The organism is Hydrogenophaga sp. L76 (assembly GCF_057654755.1).
The window spans coordinates 456,635-472,663 of the sequence record NZ_CM172807.1; the positions used below are offsets into that span (position 1 = coordinate 456,635).

Consider the following 16,029-nt stretch of genomic DNA (forward strand, 5'->3'; position numbering starts at 1 on the left):
GAAACGCCCGCCGAGGGCACCGGCGGGCGTTGGACTGGAGAGTGGCTTGCTCAAGCCTTGGCTGGTGCCTGCCCCAGGGCAATCTTGAGCAGATCGGCCACGGTGTTGGCGCCGAGCTTTTCCATGATGTTGGCACGGTGCGCTTCCACCGTCTTGATGCTGATGCCCAGGTCGTCGGCGATCTGCTTGTTGAGGCGCCCGGCGACGATGCGCTCCAGCACCTGGGCTTCGCGTCCGGTCAGCTTGGAGAGCAGGGCGTCGCGGCTGGCGGCCTGCTGGTGCGTGGCGAAAGCCTCCTTGGCCGTTTCCAGCATGCGCTCGACCAAGGCCACCAGCTGGTCTTCCTTGAAGGGTTTCTGGATGAAGTCCAGCGCGCCCTTTTTCATGGATTCCACGGCCATGGGCACGTCGCCATGGCCAGTGATCAAGACGATGGGCAGGGGCGACTGGCGTTCGATCAGCTTTTCCTGCAGTTCCATGCCGGTCATGCCGCCCATGCGGATGTCTGCAATCAGGCAGGCCACTTCGCGGGCATCGTAGCGGCTGAGAAAGGCTTCTGCCGATTCGAAACAGCGGACCCGGTAATCCTTGCCTTCGAGCAGCCATTGCAGGGAGTCGCGAACGGCTTCGTCGTCATCGACCACATAGACATTGCCTTTTTTGGGGATCAAACTCATCTCGATCTTTCTGTATCCGTCAACGACGCGGAAGGTGCAGCGGGCGCCGTATTTTCTGGCAGGAGTCGGGTTTGCACCGGTATCCAGAAGCTGAAACAGCAACCCACCACCTCTTCGCCATTGTAGATGTTCTGTACCTGCATCCTGCCGTGGTGCGACTCGACGATGCTGCGGCACAACTTGAGGCCGATGCCCATGCCTTCGCTCTTGGTGCTGTAGAAGGCTTCGTAGATGCGTTCGATCATTTCGTCGGGCACGCCGTTGCCGGAGTCGCGTACCGAAAACTCCACCACTTCTTCGTCGTCCAGGCGGCGCGGGCCGACGCGCAGCTCCACATAGCGCTCGCCCGGTGGGCGGCCCGCCTGGGCAATCGCCTCGCCCGCGTTCTTGAGCAGGTTGATGAGCACCTGCTCGATCAGGATCGGGTCGACCATCAGGCTGGGCAGGCGCGCGGCCACGTAAGGCGACAGCCGCACCTGCTGGCGCCGCAGCTCGATGTCGGCCAGCTCGATCGCGTTGGCCACCATCTGCGCCACGTCGGACGGCATGGGGTTGGGTTCGCTGCGTTTCACGAAGGCCCGGATACGCTGGATGATCTGGCCGGCGCGCTGCGCCTGGCGCGAGGTTTTCTCCAGCGCGCCGAGCAGCTCCTCGTTGCTGATGCGCTGCTCGCTCAGCCGCGTGATCATGCCGTTGCAGTAGTTGCTGATGGCGGTCAGTGGCTGGTTGAGTTCGTGCGCCACGCTCGATGCCATCTCGCCCATGGTGATGAGGCGGCTGGCGGTCTGGGCGCGTTCGGCCTGGCGCGAAGCCTGCTCTTCGGCGGTGCGCCGCGGGGTGATGTCGCTCGCAATGACCATCTGGGCGAGACGGCCGTCCACCCAGGTGAGGTAGCGCGTGCGCACCTCCAGCCAGCGGTCGAGCTCCTCGACAAACACCTCGGCGTTTTCCGAGCCGGCATCGGTCAGCGTTTCGGTGGGCATGCCGGCGAAAGCGTCGACCGCATCGCCGTCGTCCGGGCTCGGCGATGGCTGGGTGCCTGCCAGGTCGACCAGGTGCCGATGGCCCTGGCCGCGGGTGCCGAACCACAGGCGGTACATCTTGTTCGCGAACAGCATTTCGTCGCTGCCCAGCGGGGCGACGGAGACCGCGGAGTCCAGGCTTTCCAGCACCGTGGTGAAGCGCTCGTACGAGGCCGAGAGTTCTTCGCGGATGCGCTTGGGCTCGGTGATGTCGGTCATCGACGTCATCCAGCCGGTCTGGTGCCCCTTGGGGTCGATCAGGGGCGAGACATACATGCGGGCGTCGAAGATGCTGCCGTCGCGCCGCTGCACCCGCACCTCGAAGCCGCCCGGCGTGGAGCGGCCGCTGAGCTCGTCTTCCAGGCGGGCAGCGAGCTGGTCGTGGTCTTCGTCCGGCCAGTAGGGGAAGGGCGCCGTGCGGCCCACCAGCTCGCCCTCGGTCCAGCCCGTCATGGAGCAGAACGCCGGGTTCACGTAGGTGATGCGGCCTTGCAGGTCCAGCGCCCGCATGCCGGTCAGCATGGAGTTTTCCATCGCGCGGCGAAAATTGGTTTCGGCCACCAGCGCCTGCTGCGCCTGCACGCGACGGCGCGTGTGGCGCCAGGTGCCAAGCAGCATCCAGACCGTGAGCGCGCTGAGCGCACCGATGACCCAGAAGAAGCCGCTGCCGACGATGTCCTGCGAGGTGCGATAACCCTGCGCCTTCAGGATCAGGCCGTTGCCGACCGGTGACACAGGCACTTCGTGTTCCAGCGGCTGAGACGACCAGGGCAGCAGGCGCAGCACGGTGTTGGGCGACTGCAGGCTGCCGGCCAGCACGCGCCCCCGGTCATCGATCAGGGCCACGGCGTAGCGCGCCATGATCTCGGGCGGAATGCCGAAGCGCAGCAGGCCGTCGACCGAATATTCGCCCATCACCGTGCCCGCGAAACGGCCCTGCTCGGTCAACGGCACCTGCAGCATCAGCGTGGCCTGGCGCGGATCTTCACCCAGCGGCCGCGAGTAGATGGGTTGACGCAGGTCGCGCGCCAGGTCAAACGAGCCATCGGTTTCGTTGGGGGCGAGCGTGCTCCCGGGCAGCCGGACCAGAGCGGGCGGCGCGCTGGGCGAGGCGTAGGTGGTCAGGACATGGCGCCGACCGTCCACCCAGCTGACGGCCAACAGCTCCGGGAACTGGCTGATCAGGTTTTCGGCCTGGAACTCGAACTCTTCGCTGCTGATTTCCTTGTTGTCGACCTCGCGCGCCAGGCGCATCAGCTGTTCCTGGCGTTCCAGCAGGCGCAGGCGCAGGCGTTGCTGCGCGTATTCCACGTCGCGGGTGACGGCTTCCTGCTCGCGCTCCAGCTCTTCGTAGCGCAGGTAGGTGATGGCCACCACGATGGCCGACAGAAACAGCAGCACGGCCAGCAAAGGCGCCAGGGTGGCAAAGCGGTCCTGGCGGGATGGCGGCAGGCGCAGCCACCACTGGCGCAGCAGGGCCGAAGGCGAGCGCTTGTCCGGCTGCGGTGAAGGGGTATTCGTGGTGGGCGGCATGGATGATCGAGTCTACGTGAGGCGACACGCCACCGCTCTGAACGCCGCGAACAAATGCCCCGGGTTGCAGTTTCATCCCGTTTTCTAGCATTTCATAATGTAGAAATTAAAAGCACATATTGAAATTTATCCGCCAATGTGCAAAAATTCACCACAGCGCGGAAAGGCCGCTTTAAGCTTGATTTCAAACCAACAGGAGACAGACATGTCAGCGTCAGACGCTCTCAATGACCGTGGTATGGGGGACATCGATTCCCAGGAAACCCGCGAATGGATGGAGGCGCTGGGCGCCGTGATTCAGCGCGAGGGCCCGGAGCGCGCGCACTTCCTGCTGGAACAGCTGCTGGAGGAAGCCCGCCAGAACAGCATCGACCTGCCGTTTTCTGCAAACACCGGCTACGTCAACACCATCGAGACCAACCAGGAAGCCCGTTGCCCGGGCAACATCGAGATCGAAGAACGTCTTCGCGCCTACATGCGCTGGAACGCGATGGCGATGGTGGTCAAGGCCAACCGCCACAACCCCGAAGACGGCGGCGACCTGGGTGGCCACATTGGCTCATTCGCTTCGCTGGCCCACATGTTCGGCGCCGGCTTCAACCACTTCTGGCACGCCGAGAGCGAAAACCACGGTGGCGACTGTCTCTACATCCAGGGCCACGTGTCGCCCGGCGTGTACGCACGCGCCTACCTCGAAGGCCGGCTGACCGAAGAACAGCTCCTGCACTTCCGCCAGGAAGTGGATGGCAAGGGACTGTCGAGCTACCCGCACCCCAAGCTCATGCCAGAGTTCTGGCAGTTCCCCACCGTGTCCATGGGCCTGGGTCCGCTGATGGCGATCTACCAGGCGCGCTTCCTCAAGTATCTTCACGCCCGTGGCATCGCAAACACCGAGAACCGCAAGGTCTGGGTGTTCTGTGGCGACGGTGAAATGGACGAAGTCGAGTCGCTGGGCGCCATCAGCCTGGCCGCGCGCGAGAACCTCGACAACCTGATCTTCGTGGTGAACTGCAACCTGCAGCGCCTGGACGGTCCGGTGCGCGGCAACGGCAAGATCGTGCAGGAACTCGAAGGCGAGTTCCGCGGTTCCGGCTGGAACGTGATCAAGCTGCTCTGGGGCTCCAACTGGGACCCGCTGCTGGCGCGCGACAAGGACGGCGCCCTGCGCAAGATCATGATGGAGACGCTGGACGGCGACTACCAGGCCTTCAAGGCCAACGACGGTGCCTATGTGCGCAAGCATTTCTTCGGTCGCGACCCGAAGGCACTGGAGCTCGTCTCGCACATGAGCGACGACGACATCTGGAATCTGCGTCGTGGTGGGCACGACCCTCAGAAGGTCTACGCCGCGTACCACAAGGCGGTCAACCACAAGGGCCAGCCGACCGTGCTGCTGATCAAGACCGTCAAGGGTTTTGGCATGGGCAAATCGGGCGAGGGCAAGAACAACGTGCACCAGACCAAGAAGCTGACCGACGAAGACATCAAGATCTTCCGCGACCGCTTCAACCTGCCGATCCCCGACAGCGAGCTGCCCAAGCTGCCGTTTTACAAGCCAGCCGACGACACACCGGAAATGAAGTACCTGCACGAGCGCCGCCAGGCCCTCGGCGGCTACCTGCCCAAGCGCCGCACCAAGGCCGACGAGAGCTTCACCGTGCCCTCGATCGAGATCTTCAAGAGTGTGATGGAGCCGACCGCCGAAGGCCGCGAAATCTCCACGACCCAGGCCTATGTGCGCTTCCTCACCCAGTTGCTGCGCGACCAGGCCCTGGGCCCGCGCGTGGTGCCCATCCTGGTGGATGAGGCCCGTACCTTCGGCATGGAAGGCCTGTTCCGCCAGATCGGCATCTACAACCCGGCTGGCCAGCAGTACACCCCGGTCGACAAAGACCAGGTCATGTACTACAAGGAAGACAAGGCCGGCCAGATCCTGCAGGAAGGCATCAACGAAGCCGGTGGCATGAGCAGCTGGATCGCGGCGGCCACTTCCTACAGCACCAGCAACCGCATCATGGTGCCGTTCTACGTGTACTACTCGATGTTTGGCTTCCAGCGCATCGGCGACCTGGCCTGGGCCGCGGGCGACATGCAGGCGCGCGGTTTCCTGCTCGGTGGCACCTCGGGCCGCACCACGCTCAACGGCGAAGGCCTGCAGCACGAAGACGGCCACAGCCACATCCTGGCCGGCACGATCCCGAACTGCATCAGCTACGACCCGACCTTCGCGCACGAAGTCGGCGTGATCCTGCACCATGGCCTGAAGCGCATGGTGGAGAAGCAGGACAACGTGTATTTCTACCTGACCCTGCTGAACGAAAACTACGCCATGCCGGGCCTCACGCCGGGCACCGAAGAGCAGATCATCAAAGGCATGTACCTGTGCAAGCCGGGCGCCCAGGGTGAGCAGCGCGTGCAGCTGCTGGGTTCCGGCACCATCCTGCGGGAGAGCATCGCGGCCCAGGACCTGCTGGCCACCGACTGGGGCGTGCAGGCCGATGTGTGGAGCTGCCCGAGCTTCAACGAGCTGACCCGCGACGGCCAGGACGCCGAACGCTGGAACATGCTGCACCCGACCGAGCCGCAGCGCGTGCCCTTCGTGGCGCAACAGCTGGAGAAGCACGCCGGCCCGGTGGTCGCTTCCACCGACTACATGAAGAACTACGCCGAGCAGATCCGTCCGTTCATGCCCAAGGGCCGTTCTTACAAGGTGCTGGGCACCGACGGTTTTGGCCGCAGCGACTTCCGCAGCAAGCTGCGTGAGCACTTCGAGATCAACCGCCACTACATCGTCATCGCGGCTCTGCGCTCGCTCGCCGATGAGGGCAAGCTGCCGATGGCCAAGGTGGCCGAGGCGATTGCCAAATACGGCATCAAGACCGAGAAGATCAACCCGCTCTACGCGTAAATATCCGGAGACAAGAACATGGCACTGGTAGAAGTGAAGGTCCCGGACATCGGCGACTTTGATGAAGTGGCGGTCATTGAACTGCTGGTGAAGGTGGGCGATACGGTCAAGGCCGAGCAGTCGCTGATCACGGTCGAGTCCGACAAGGCCTCGATGGAGATCCCGTCCAGCACCGCTGGCGTGGTGAAAGAACTGCGTGTCGCGCTGGGCGACAAGGTGAAAGAGGGCTCGGTGGTGCTGGTGGTGGAAGCCGCTGGTGAGGCCGCTGCGCCGGCGCCTGCGGCCGCTCCGGCCGCTGCTGCGCCCGCACCGGTGGCTGCACCTGCTCCGGCGCCGGCTGCTGCCGCACCTGAGGCCGCACCCGCGGCCTCAGGCCCGGTGCAGGTCTTTGTGCCGGACATCGGCGACTTCAAGGACGTCGCCGTCATCGAGGTGTTCGTGAAGCCCGGCGACACCGTCAAGGTCGAGCAGAGCCTGATCACGGTCGAGTCCGACAAGGCCTCGATGGAGATCCCTTCGTCGCACGCTGGCGTGCTGAAGGAGCTCAAGGTCAAGGTCGGCGACACGGTCAACATTGGTGACCTGCTGGCCATCCTGGAGGGCGCCGCTGGCGCGGCCGCTCCAGCCCCAGCAGCCGCAGCGCCCGCCTCTGCAGCTGCGCCAGCCGCCGCCGTGGCCGCTCCCGCGGCCGCCACAGCGTCGGTGGAAGCCGCGTCCGCCCACAACCCCACCGGCACCCCGGCGCTGGGCCTGCCGCACGCCTCACCCTCGGTGCGCAAGTTCGCCCGCGAGCTCGGTGTGCCGCTGGCCGAAGTTCAGGGCAAAGGCCCCAAGGGCCGCATCACGCTGGATGACGTGCAGGGTTTCACCAAGTCGGTCATGGCCGGCGCGGTGCAAACCGCCGCTCAAAAGGCCAAGGCCCCGGCATCCACCGGTGGTGGCGGCTCCGAACTGGGCCTGATCCCCTGGCCCAAGGTGGACTTCGCCAAGTTCGGCCCCATCGAGCGCAAGGAGATGGGCCGCATCAAGAAGATCAGCGGCGCCAACCTGCTGCGCAACGCGGTCATGATCCCGGCCGTCACCAACCACGACGACGCCGACATCACCGACCTCGAAGCCTTCCGCGTCTCCACCAACCTGGAAAACGAGAAGAGCGCGAAATCTGGAAACAGCGCCAGCGCTGTGAAGGTCACCATGCTCGCGTTCCTGATCAAGGCCAGCGTGGCCGCGCTGAAGAAATTCCCCGAGTTCAACAGTTCGATCGACGGCGACTCGCTGGTCTACAAGCAGTACTGGCACATCGGCTTCGCGGCCGACACGCCCAACGGCCTGATGGTCCCCGTGATCAAGGACGCCGACAAAAAGGGCGTGTTGCAGATCAGCCAGGAAATGGGCGAGCTCGCCAAGAAGGCGCGCGACGGCAAACTGAGCCCGGCCGAAATGAGTGGTGCCACCTTCACCATCTCCAGCCTCGGCGGTATCGGTGGCCGTTATTTCACGCCCATCATCAACGCGCCCGAGGTCGCCATCCTCGGCGTCTGCAAGAGCAACATGGAACCGGTGTGGGACGGCAAGGCTTTCCAGCCGCGCCTGATGCTGCCGCTGTCGCTGACCTGGGACCACCGCGTGATCGACGGCGCCGCTGCGGCCCGCTTCAACGCGTACCTCGGCCAGATCCTCGGCGACTTCCGTCGCGTTCTTCTTTAAGGAATGACGATGGCACTGATCGATATTCAAGTTCCCGACATTGGCGACTTCGACGAAGTGGCCGTGATCGAGTTGCTGGTCAAACCCGGTGACACCGTCAAGGCCGAGCAGTCGCTCATCACCGTGGAGTCCGACAAGGCCTCGATGGAGATTCCTTCGTCGCACGCGGGTGTGGTGAAAGAGCTCAAGGTTGCGCTCGGCGACAAGGTCAAGCAGGGCTCGGTGGTGCTGGTGCTGGACGGTGAGGGCGCTGCCAGCGCGCCCGCCGCGCCAGCCGCAGCACCTGTCGCTGCTGCGCCAGCACCCGCTGCTGCCCCGGCCGCAGCTCCGGTCGTTGCCCCTGCCGCCGCCAGCTTCGGCGGCAGCGCCGACCTCGAATGCGACCTGCTCGTGCTCGGCGCCGGCCCCGGCGGCTATTCCGCCGCCTTTCGCGCCGCCGACCTCGGCCTCAAGGTCGTGATCGTCGAGCGTTACGCCCAGCTCGGTGGCGTGTGCCTGAATGTGGGCTGCATCCCGTCCAAGGCGCTGCTGCACGTGGCTGCCGTGATGGACGAAGTCAGCCACATGGCGGACCTGGGCGTGGAGTTCGGCCGTCCGGTGGTCAACATCGAGAAGCTGCGCGGCCACAAGGAAAAGGTCATCGGCAAGCTCACCGGTGGGCTGGCCGCGATGGCCAAGATGCGCAAGGTCACCACCGTGCGCGGCTACGGCGCCTTCGTTGGCCCCAACCACGTCGAAGTGGAAGAGACCACCGGCACCGGCCAGGAGAAAACCGGCAGCAAGAAGGTCGTGGCCTTCAAGAAATGCATCATCGCCGCCGGCTCGCAGGCGGTGCGCCTGCCTTTCATGCCCGACGACCCGCGCGTGGTGGACAGCACCGGCGCACTGGCTTTGAAGGATGTGCCCAAGCGCATGCTGATCCTGGGCGGCGGCATCATCGGCCTGGAAATGGGCACGGTCTACAGCACGCTGGGCGCGCGCCTGGACGTGGTGGAAATGCTCGACGGCCTGATGCAGGGCGCCGACCGCGATCTGGTCAAGATCTGGCAGAAGATGAACGCCAAGCGCTTCGACAACATCATGCTCAAGACCAAGACGGTGGGGGCCAAGGCCACACCCGAAGGCATCGAGGTGACGTTCGAGAGCGCCGAACCCGGCGGTACCGCACCCGCGCCCCAGGTCTACGACCTGGTGCTGCAGGCGGTGGGCCGCACGCCCAACGGCAAGAAGATCGCCGCCGACAAGGCCGGTGTGGCCGTGACGGACCGTGGCTTCATCAACGTCGACATCCAGATGCGCACCAACGTGCCGCACATCTTCGCCATCGGCGACATCGTGGGCCAACCCATGCTGGCGCACAAGGCGGTGCACGAAGCGCACGTGGCAGCGGAAGTGATTGCTGGTGAACTGCAGGGCAACAAAGAGCTGGCTGCGGCCGCGTTCAACGCCCGCGTGATCCCCAGCGTGGCCTACACAGACCCCGAAGTGGCCTGGGTGGGCCTGACCGAAGACCAGGCCAAGGCGCAGGGCATCAAGGTCAAGAAGGGCCTGTTTCCGTGGACGGCCTCAGGCCGCGCCATTGCGAACGGCCGCGACGAAGGCGTGACCAAGCTGCTGTTCGACGACAGCCCGGAGGCGCACGGCCACGGCAAGATCCTCGGCGGCGGCATGGTCGGCACGCACGCCGGCGACATGATCGGCGAGATCGCGCTGGCGATCGAGATGGGCGCCGACGCGGTGGACATCGGCAAGACCATCCACCCGCACCCCACGCTGGGCGAGAGCATCGGCATGGCGGCGGAGGTGGCGCATGGGTCGTGTACCGATCTGCCGCCGGGGAAGAAGTAACCCGTTTCAGCGCTCAGGCAGCAAAGGCCCGAACCGGCAGCGGTTCGGGCCTTTGCCATGTGGTCAGCGAGCATCCATCGGAACGGAGCAGGGTGTGGTGGCGTTTCAACGAGGGGGCACTGCTTGCCTGAGCCGTGCACCCGCCGATACAGGGAAGCAGGGTAGGGAAGATCTTCCAGAGAACAGCCATCCAAGTGCCTGACAATCCGGTTTCAATGAACACCGACCACGCCCCATCCAAACCCTCGCAAGGCGCACTTCGTGTGGCGCTGCTGTATGCCGTTTTCGCCGGGCTGTGGATCCTGCTGTCCGACTGGGCCATGGGGCTGCTGTTCCGCGACCCCGAGTCGCTCGTGTGGGCCAGCACGGCCAAAGGCTGGTTCTTCGTTGCGGTCACCACCCTGGTGCTCTATGTACTGGTTGCGCGCCTGGTCGGTCAGCTGAATGCGTCGCACCAGCGTGAACGGGCGGAAGCCGAAGAGAAGTGGCGGGCAACGCAGCTGCTCGCCGCGATCGTCAAGAGTTCCGACGACGCCATCTTTGCCAAGGATGACCAGGGGCGCTATCTGCTGGTCAACAACGCGGCGGCCCGGTACATGGGCAAGTCCGCCGAGGACTTGCTGGGACACGACGATCGTGTCGCATTCCCGAACGAGCAGGCGGCGCTGCTCATGGCCATCGACCGCCGGGTTTTCGCTTCCGGACAGGTTGAAACCAACGAAGAGCGATTGAACACCGCCGAGGGCGAGCGGGTGTTTCTCGCCACCAAGGGACCTTTGCGCGACGAGCTGGGCAGGGCTTTCGGCACCTTCGGCATCTCGCGCGACATCACCGGGCGCCGACAAGCAGAGAAAGCCCTGCATGACAGCGAAGAACGCCTGCGGTTGGCGCTGGCGGCCGGCAAGCAGGGCCTCTATGACATGAACCTGGAGACGGGCTCGGTGACGGTGAGCCCGGAGTACGCCGCCATGCTCGGTCACGATCCGCTGTCGTTCCAGGAATCGTGTGCTGCCTGGCGTGAGCGCCTGCATCCAGAGGACCGTGCCGGGGTGCTCAAGACGCTGGAGGCGTATCTGGGCGGGCAATTGCGTGCCTACCGCGTCGAGCATCGCCTGCGCACCCGGGAGGGTGGTTGGAAATGGATCCTTTCACTGGGCGAGATCGAGGAACGGTCCGCCGACGGACGACCGCTGCGCATGCTGGGGGCCCACACCGACATCGACGCGCTCAAGGCGGCGGAGTCCGCTCTGCGCGAAATCAACGCCACCCTAGAAGCCCGTGTGGCCCTGCGCACGGCCGAACTGACCGCCGCGAACCGGGAGCTCGAGACGTTCGCCTACGCCGTCTCGCACGACCTGCGGGCGCCGCTGCGCTCGATGAGTGGCTACTCCCAGGCGCTGCAGGAGGATTTCGGTGCTTCATTGCAAGGCCAGGCAAAGTCCTATCTCGATCACATCGCGGCGGCCGTCCACAAGATGGGTGAATTGATCGACGGCCTGCTGGCCTTGTCGCGCAGCACGCGTGGCGAGTTGCGGCAAGACCGTGTCGATCTGTCGGCGCTGGCGCGCCAGCGGCTGGGCGAACTGGCCGAGGCAGAGCCCGGACGGCGGGTTGCGGTCGAAGTCGAGGACGGCATCATCGTGCAGGGCGACGAGCGCATGCTCGCCAGTGCCCTCGTCAACCTGCTCGACAACGCCTGGAAATACACTGGCGCGACCGCGGCGCCTTCCATCCGCGTGTATTGGGGCGAGGTCGGCGGCCTGCGCGGGTTCTGCGTTTCAGACAATGGTGCCGGCTTCGACATGGCCCACGCCGAGCGCCTGTTCAAGCCTTTCCAGCGCCTGCACCGCCAGGAGGAGTTTCCTGGCATCGGCATCGGGCTGGCCACTGTGCAGCGCATCGTGCACCGGCATGGCGGTGCGATTGCTGCACATGCGGTGCCAGGCAACGGTGCCACGTTCTGTATCGCCTTGCCGCAAGTCCCCCTGGGGTCGGATCAGACGCCTTCCGCCTGAACCACAAAGGCCGCACAGGGGTTCATGAGGTGCTGGCCAACAGCCTGGCCATCCATGCAGGCCGGTTCAGCGGCAGTTCAGCAGCACCTGCTTGAGGTCAAGAAAGCCCTGCAGGATTTTTTCAATGGCGTCCTGCTCGAAGGTGATCATGCCGTCGTCGATGGCGTTCTGCTGCACCTCCGCCACCGTGGCACGGTTTTGGATCTTGGCCTTGATGGCGGGCGTCGCTACGAGGACTTCATAGACGCCCATGCGGCCCTTGTAGCCACTGCCATCGCACACGGGGCAGCCCACGGGGGCATGCAGCATCACGCTGCCGTCAGCGGCGCCGTAGCGGGAGCGCCAGCGGGTCACCATCTCCTGTGGGTTGGCCTGCGTATCCCGGCAATATTCGTGGGCCAGGGCATCCATCTCTTCGCTCGAAGCCACCCGGGCGGTGCTGCATGCGGTGCACAGCCGCCTGACCAGGCGCTGGCCCACCACGCCCAGCAGCGCGTCCGAGAAGTTGAACGGGTCCAGGCCGAAGTCCAGCAGCCTGATGATGCTTTCCGCAGCGCTGTTGGTGTGCATCGTGGAGAACACCAGGTGCCCCGTGAGCGACGCGGCAATCACGGTGCGCGCCGTTTCCGGGTCGCGGGTCTCGCCCACCATGATCACGTCGGGGTCGGCGCGCATGAAGCTGCGCAACACGTTGGGAAAGGTCAGGTCCAGCTTGGTGTTGACCTGCACCTGGCACAGCCCCTCCTGGGTGATCTCGATGGGGTCCTCAACCGTCCAGATCTTGCGCTCGGGCGTGTTGATGAAGCTCAGCAGCGAATGCAGCGTGGTCGTCTTGCCCGAGCCCGTGGGGCCGCAGACAAAGAGCAGCCCGTAGGATCGTCCGGCGATGGCCTTGAGGGCGGACAGGTCACGCGGCGAGAGGCTGAGCTGGTCAATGGACAGCGCGCGCGGCGGTGCCAGCAGGCGCATGACCACGTCTTCCAGGCCATTGGCCGTGGGCATCATGATGACGCGCAGTTCGATGTGCCTCGGGCCGAAGTCGTCAAAGCGGATGCGACCGTCCTGCGGCCGGCGGTGCTCGGAGATGTCCAGCTCGCTCATGATTTTCAGGCGCGAGACCAGCGCCGAGCGGAAGTTGGGCGGCACATTGATGTAGGGCGCCATCACACCGTCCACCCGGAAGCGCACCCGGCTGGGCTTGTCGGCGGCGCCCGACTCGATGTGGATGTCCGAGGCGCCCTGGTCGAAAGCATCCACGATCATCTTGTTGACCATGCGCACCAGCGTGTTGTCCGAGTCGGTGACCGACTGCAGCACGGACACCACCCCTTTGGGGCCTTCCAGACCGAGCTTTTCCACCAGGCTGGCGATCTGCTCCTCCTCTGTCGTGCCGCCATAGAACTGCTCGACGGCGGCCTGCAGGTCTTCGCGCACCGCCATGGCAGGATCGACCTTGAGCCCGGTGAAGAACTCCAGCTCATGCAGCGCCTCCCACGACAGCGGGTTCTCCATGCCGACGGCTATCCGCTTGTCCGTCCGGTACAGGGGCATCACCAGGTATTTGTGCGCAAGTTCTGGCGAGATGGCCAGGATGGCGTTGGGGTCGTACTGGAACCGCGCCAGGTTCACGGTCGGCATGCCCAACTGCTCCACCAGCACCTTGCGGATGACCTCGTGCGTGACGGCGCCCATCTCCAGCAGGACCTCGCCCAGGAGCTTGCGCCGGTCACCGGCCTGGCGGTCCAGCGCCTCTGCAAGCTGCGCCACGGTGATGATGCCGTTCTGCACCAGGATTTCGCCGAGCTTGCGGGTTGACGAGCTTTTTTGCCGCAGCAAGGCGTCCTCAAGCGCCTCGCGCGTGACGATACCCGGCTCCGCCAGATACTCGCCTGCCTTGCGGGTACGCAGGTTCTGCTGGGTGACGAGCGCCGCCTGCAGGGCATCCCGCGTGATGTCGTTGGCCGAGTGCTGCGCCTGCCCCAGCGGCTCGCCCAGCCGGTAGCTGCCCACGGCATCCGCAGGCAGGAACCAGCGCAGCACCGTCCCGCCATGGTCCACGACAAACAGGAACATGCCCGCCTTGCTGGACAGTGCAGAAGTTACCTGCGCCTCCAGCACGGTCCCGTCCTTGAAAGTGATGGTGCAGCTGCGTGCTTCGCGCCTGGGCCGGTCCTCCGCCGAACCGGCGGACACGGGTAGCGCGATGGGCTCGACCTCGATGGCACGGGTGAGGTAGAGGCTGCGGAATGCCGCGAACGGCAGCATCTGCACCGGTCCGCCGGCCGGCATCATCTCAAGGCGCCTCGCCTCGAAGTCAATCCGGACAACTGTGGCCCTGAGCTCGTCCCCGTTGAGCATGGTGACCAGGCACGGCTCGGCACGCGAGGCCGCGCCCGGGTCCAGCACGGTCATGTGGTGGGGGGCTGGCCAGTTGAGGCCCGCGGGCGCCGCCGGCGGACGCTTGTCTGTGGGGGGCAGTGTCATGTCGGTGCTTCCTTGCGTTCTGCAGTCTCAGTTCGCGCATGCCATCGTCTGTTGGGCACCGTACCCTGTCAGGCAGGCAGCGCTGGAGCGGCCGGTGTCGAGGCGATCACCACGCGGTTGCGCCCGCCGGTTTTGGCCAGGTACATGGCGCTGTCGGCAGCCTGGACCAGCTCGTCCTGCGTGGTGCCGTGCTCCGGGAACTTCGCCACGCCGAAGGACGCAGTGACCCGGATGGCGGTGTCCCCGAATGCAATGGACATCGCTTCCAGTGCGATGCGCAGGTTCTCTGCGCGCTGGTACGCCAGCTGGTACGCCAGGTTGGGCTGTATGTCCGCCAGCAGCAGGAGGAACTCCTCGCCACCGTAGCGGCACACGATGTCGCTGCCCCGGGCATTGCGGGAGAGCAGGGCGGCGAATGCCTTGAGCACCTCATCGCCCGCCAGGTGGCCCCAGGTGTCGTTGACGCGTTTGAAGAAGTCGATGTCGCACATGATGATGCCCATCTCGTGGCCGGAACGTCGTGCCCTGATGAGTTCCCGTCCTATGGTTTCGTCCAGATAGCGGCGGTTGTACAGACCGGTCAGCGGGTCGCGGATGGCCTGTTCGCGCAACAGTTCCTGCAGCGTCTGCACCTCGCGCTCGGCCTGCTTGCGCAGCGTGATGTCGCTGCCCACGGCAATGACGTAGTCGCCGGAAGACATGTTGATGCGCATGGTGCTGAAGGTGTAGTCGCGCGGGCCGCGCAGGCCGGTGACGCGGGTCTCGGCCGTGGCCGATCCGTGTTCCAGGGTCTGCTGGATGTGCTGCATGATCCGCGGCCGATCGGCTGCATCGACGAAGTCAATCGCATGGGAAGAGGCCATCTGTGCGTCCGACAGCCCCAGCAGCTCCTTCTGCCGGTCGTTCCACCGGATGTACTTCCCGGACGTGTCTAACACGCAGAAGGTGCCCGGCAGGCTGGCGATCAGTTTGTCCGAAAAATTGCGTTCGTCCTGGACTCTGCGTTCTTCCAGCCTGCGCTCTGTGATGTCGCGAAAGTACCAGACCCGGCCGTAGTAGGTGCCGTCCGTACCGAGCATCGGCGCGGAGTAGAGGTCGATGATGCGGCCGTCCTTGAGGGTGACTTCCTCGCTGCTCTTTTCGGTCTTGTGCTGGTATACAGACTGGATGCGGGCAAGATCTGCCTGTGGGTCCTGCATCTGCGCCACGGCGAGCCTGAGCGCATCGGCTTCCGAGCCGGTGTCCATCACGCTTTGACTGATGCCCCACAGATCGATGAAGTTGCGGTTGTAGGAAATGATTTTTTCATGGCCATTCACCACCAGGATGGCCTCGCGCGAGAGCTCCTGCTGCGTTGCGAGGATGGTGTTCTTGAACACCAGCTCCTGCCGCACCAGCGACTCCTTGTACAGGCGGTGCATGCTGAAGAGCAGGCCGATCAGGACGCAGAGATAGGAGGCGATCTTGAGCAGGTGGGCGCCGTCGAACATCGCGTCAAAGAGCTCGCTCGACGTCGCCATGAAGAGCGCCTGCCCCATGAAGCCGATGATGAGGCTGAGCACCAGCCAGTGATCGAAGTGGTACACCCGCCAGTGGCCCTTGCGCAGGTACGCCAGCAGGGCGAGCAGGAAGAACAGCGCAGCCAGCAGGTCCTGGGGGCGGGTGATCAGGCTGCCGTCCTGGACGGCAGGTGGCATGGGCAGCAGTTCGACCACGCCATAGCACGCCAGCGCCAGCACACCCACCATGGCATAGACCACCCCATCGGCGATCCTGCCGGCCGGGCCCAGGCGCTGTTCGCGCTGCCAGAACAGGCAGCTGAGCCAAAGCAGCAA

General features: G+C 65.0%; 8 protein-coding genes. 4 read left to right on the top strand and 4 right to left on the bottom strand.

The genetic code is table 11. The annotated features are described in order from the left end of the window. Positions 1–50: 50 nt before the first annotated feature. On the bottom strand, positions 51–677 hold the full coding sequence (locus AC23D4_RS02155) for a response regulator transcription factor (RefSeq protein ID WP_472887348.1): 627 nt from the start codon (positions 675–677) through the stop codon (positions 51–53). Then, complete coding sequence (locus AC23D4_RS02160; protein WP_472887347.1) at positions 674–3,232, bottom strand: PAS domain-containing sensor histidine kinase; 2,559 nt, start codon at positions 3,230–3,232, stop codon at positions 674–676. The genes AC23D4_RS02155 and AC23D4_RS02160 overlap by 4 nt, the downstream gene beginning before the upstream one ends. Before the next feature lie 205 nt (positions 3,233–3,437). On the opposite strand from AC23D4_RS02160, the gene aceE reads away from it, so the two are divergent. The 4 genes from aceE (at position 3,438) to AC23D4_RS02180 (ending at position 11,710) form a co-directional block, all read left to right on the top strand. Continuing rightward, the gene (aceE, locus tag AC23D4_RS02165) at positions 3,438–6,140 is read left to right on the top strand and encodes a pyruvate dehydrogenase (acetyl-transferring), homodimeric type (protein ID WP_472887346.1); all 2,703 of its coding nucleotides are present in this window, start codon (positions 3,438–3,440) and stop codon (positions 6,138–6,140) included. Between the two features lie 18 nt (positions 6,141–6,158). Then, a complete protein-coding gene (gene aceF, locus AC23D4_RS02170) occupies positions 6,159–7,847 on the top strand; it encodes a dihydrolipoyllysine-residue acetyltransferase (protein WP_472887345.1) in 1,689 nt (562 codons plus the stop codon). A 9-nt stretch (positions 7,848–7,856) separates the two neighbouring features. Further along, the gene (lpdA, locus tag AC23D4_RS02175) at positions 7,857–9,695 is read left to right on the top strand and encodes a dihydrolipoyl dehydrogenase (RefSeq protein ID WP_472887344.1); all 1,839 of its coding nucleotides are present in this window, start codon (positions 7,857–7,859) and stop codon (positions 9,693–9,695) included. Between the two features lie 215 nt (positions 9,696–9,910). After that, entirely contained in the window at positions 9,911–11,710 is a 1,800-nt protein-coding gene (locus AC23D4_RS02180; protein WP_472887343.1) for a sensor histidine kinase, read from the top strand. A gap of 66 nt (positions 11,711–11,776) precedes the next feature. On the opposite strand, the gene AC23D4_RS02185 is transcribed toward AC23D4_RS02180, so the two are convergent. Together AC23D4_RS02185 and AC23D4_RS02190 are read right to left on the bottom strand one after the other, a co-directional pair. After that, the gene (locus tag AC23D4_RS02185) at positions 11,777–14,194 is read right to left on the bottom strand and encodes a GspE/PulE family protein (RefSeq protein ID WP_472887342.1); all 2,418 of its coding nucleotides are present in this window, start codon (positions 14,192–14,194) and stop codon (positions 11,777–11,779) included. 68 nt (positions 14,195–14,262) lie between these two features. After that, a complete protein-coding gene (locus AC23D4_RS02190; RefSeq protein ID WP_472887341.1) occupies positions 14,263–16,029 on the bottom strand; it encodes a sensor domain-containing diguanylate cyclase in 1,767 nt (588 codons plus the stop codon).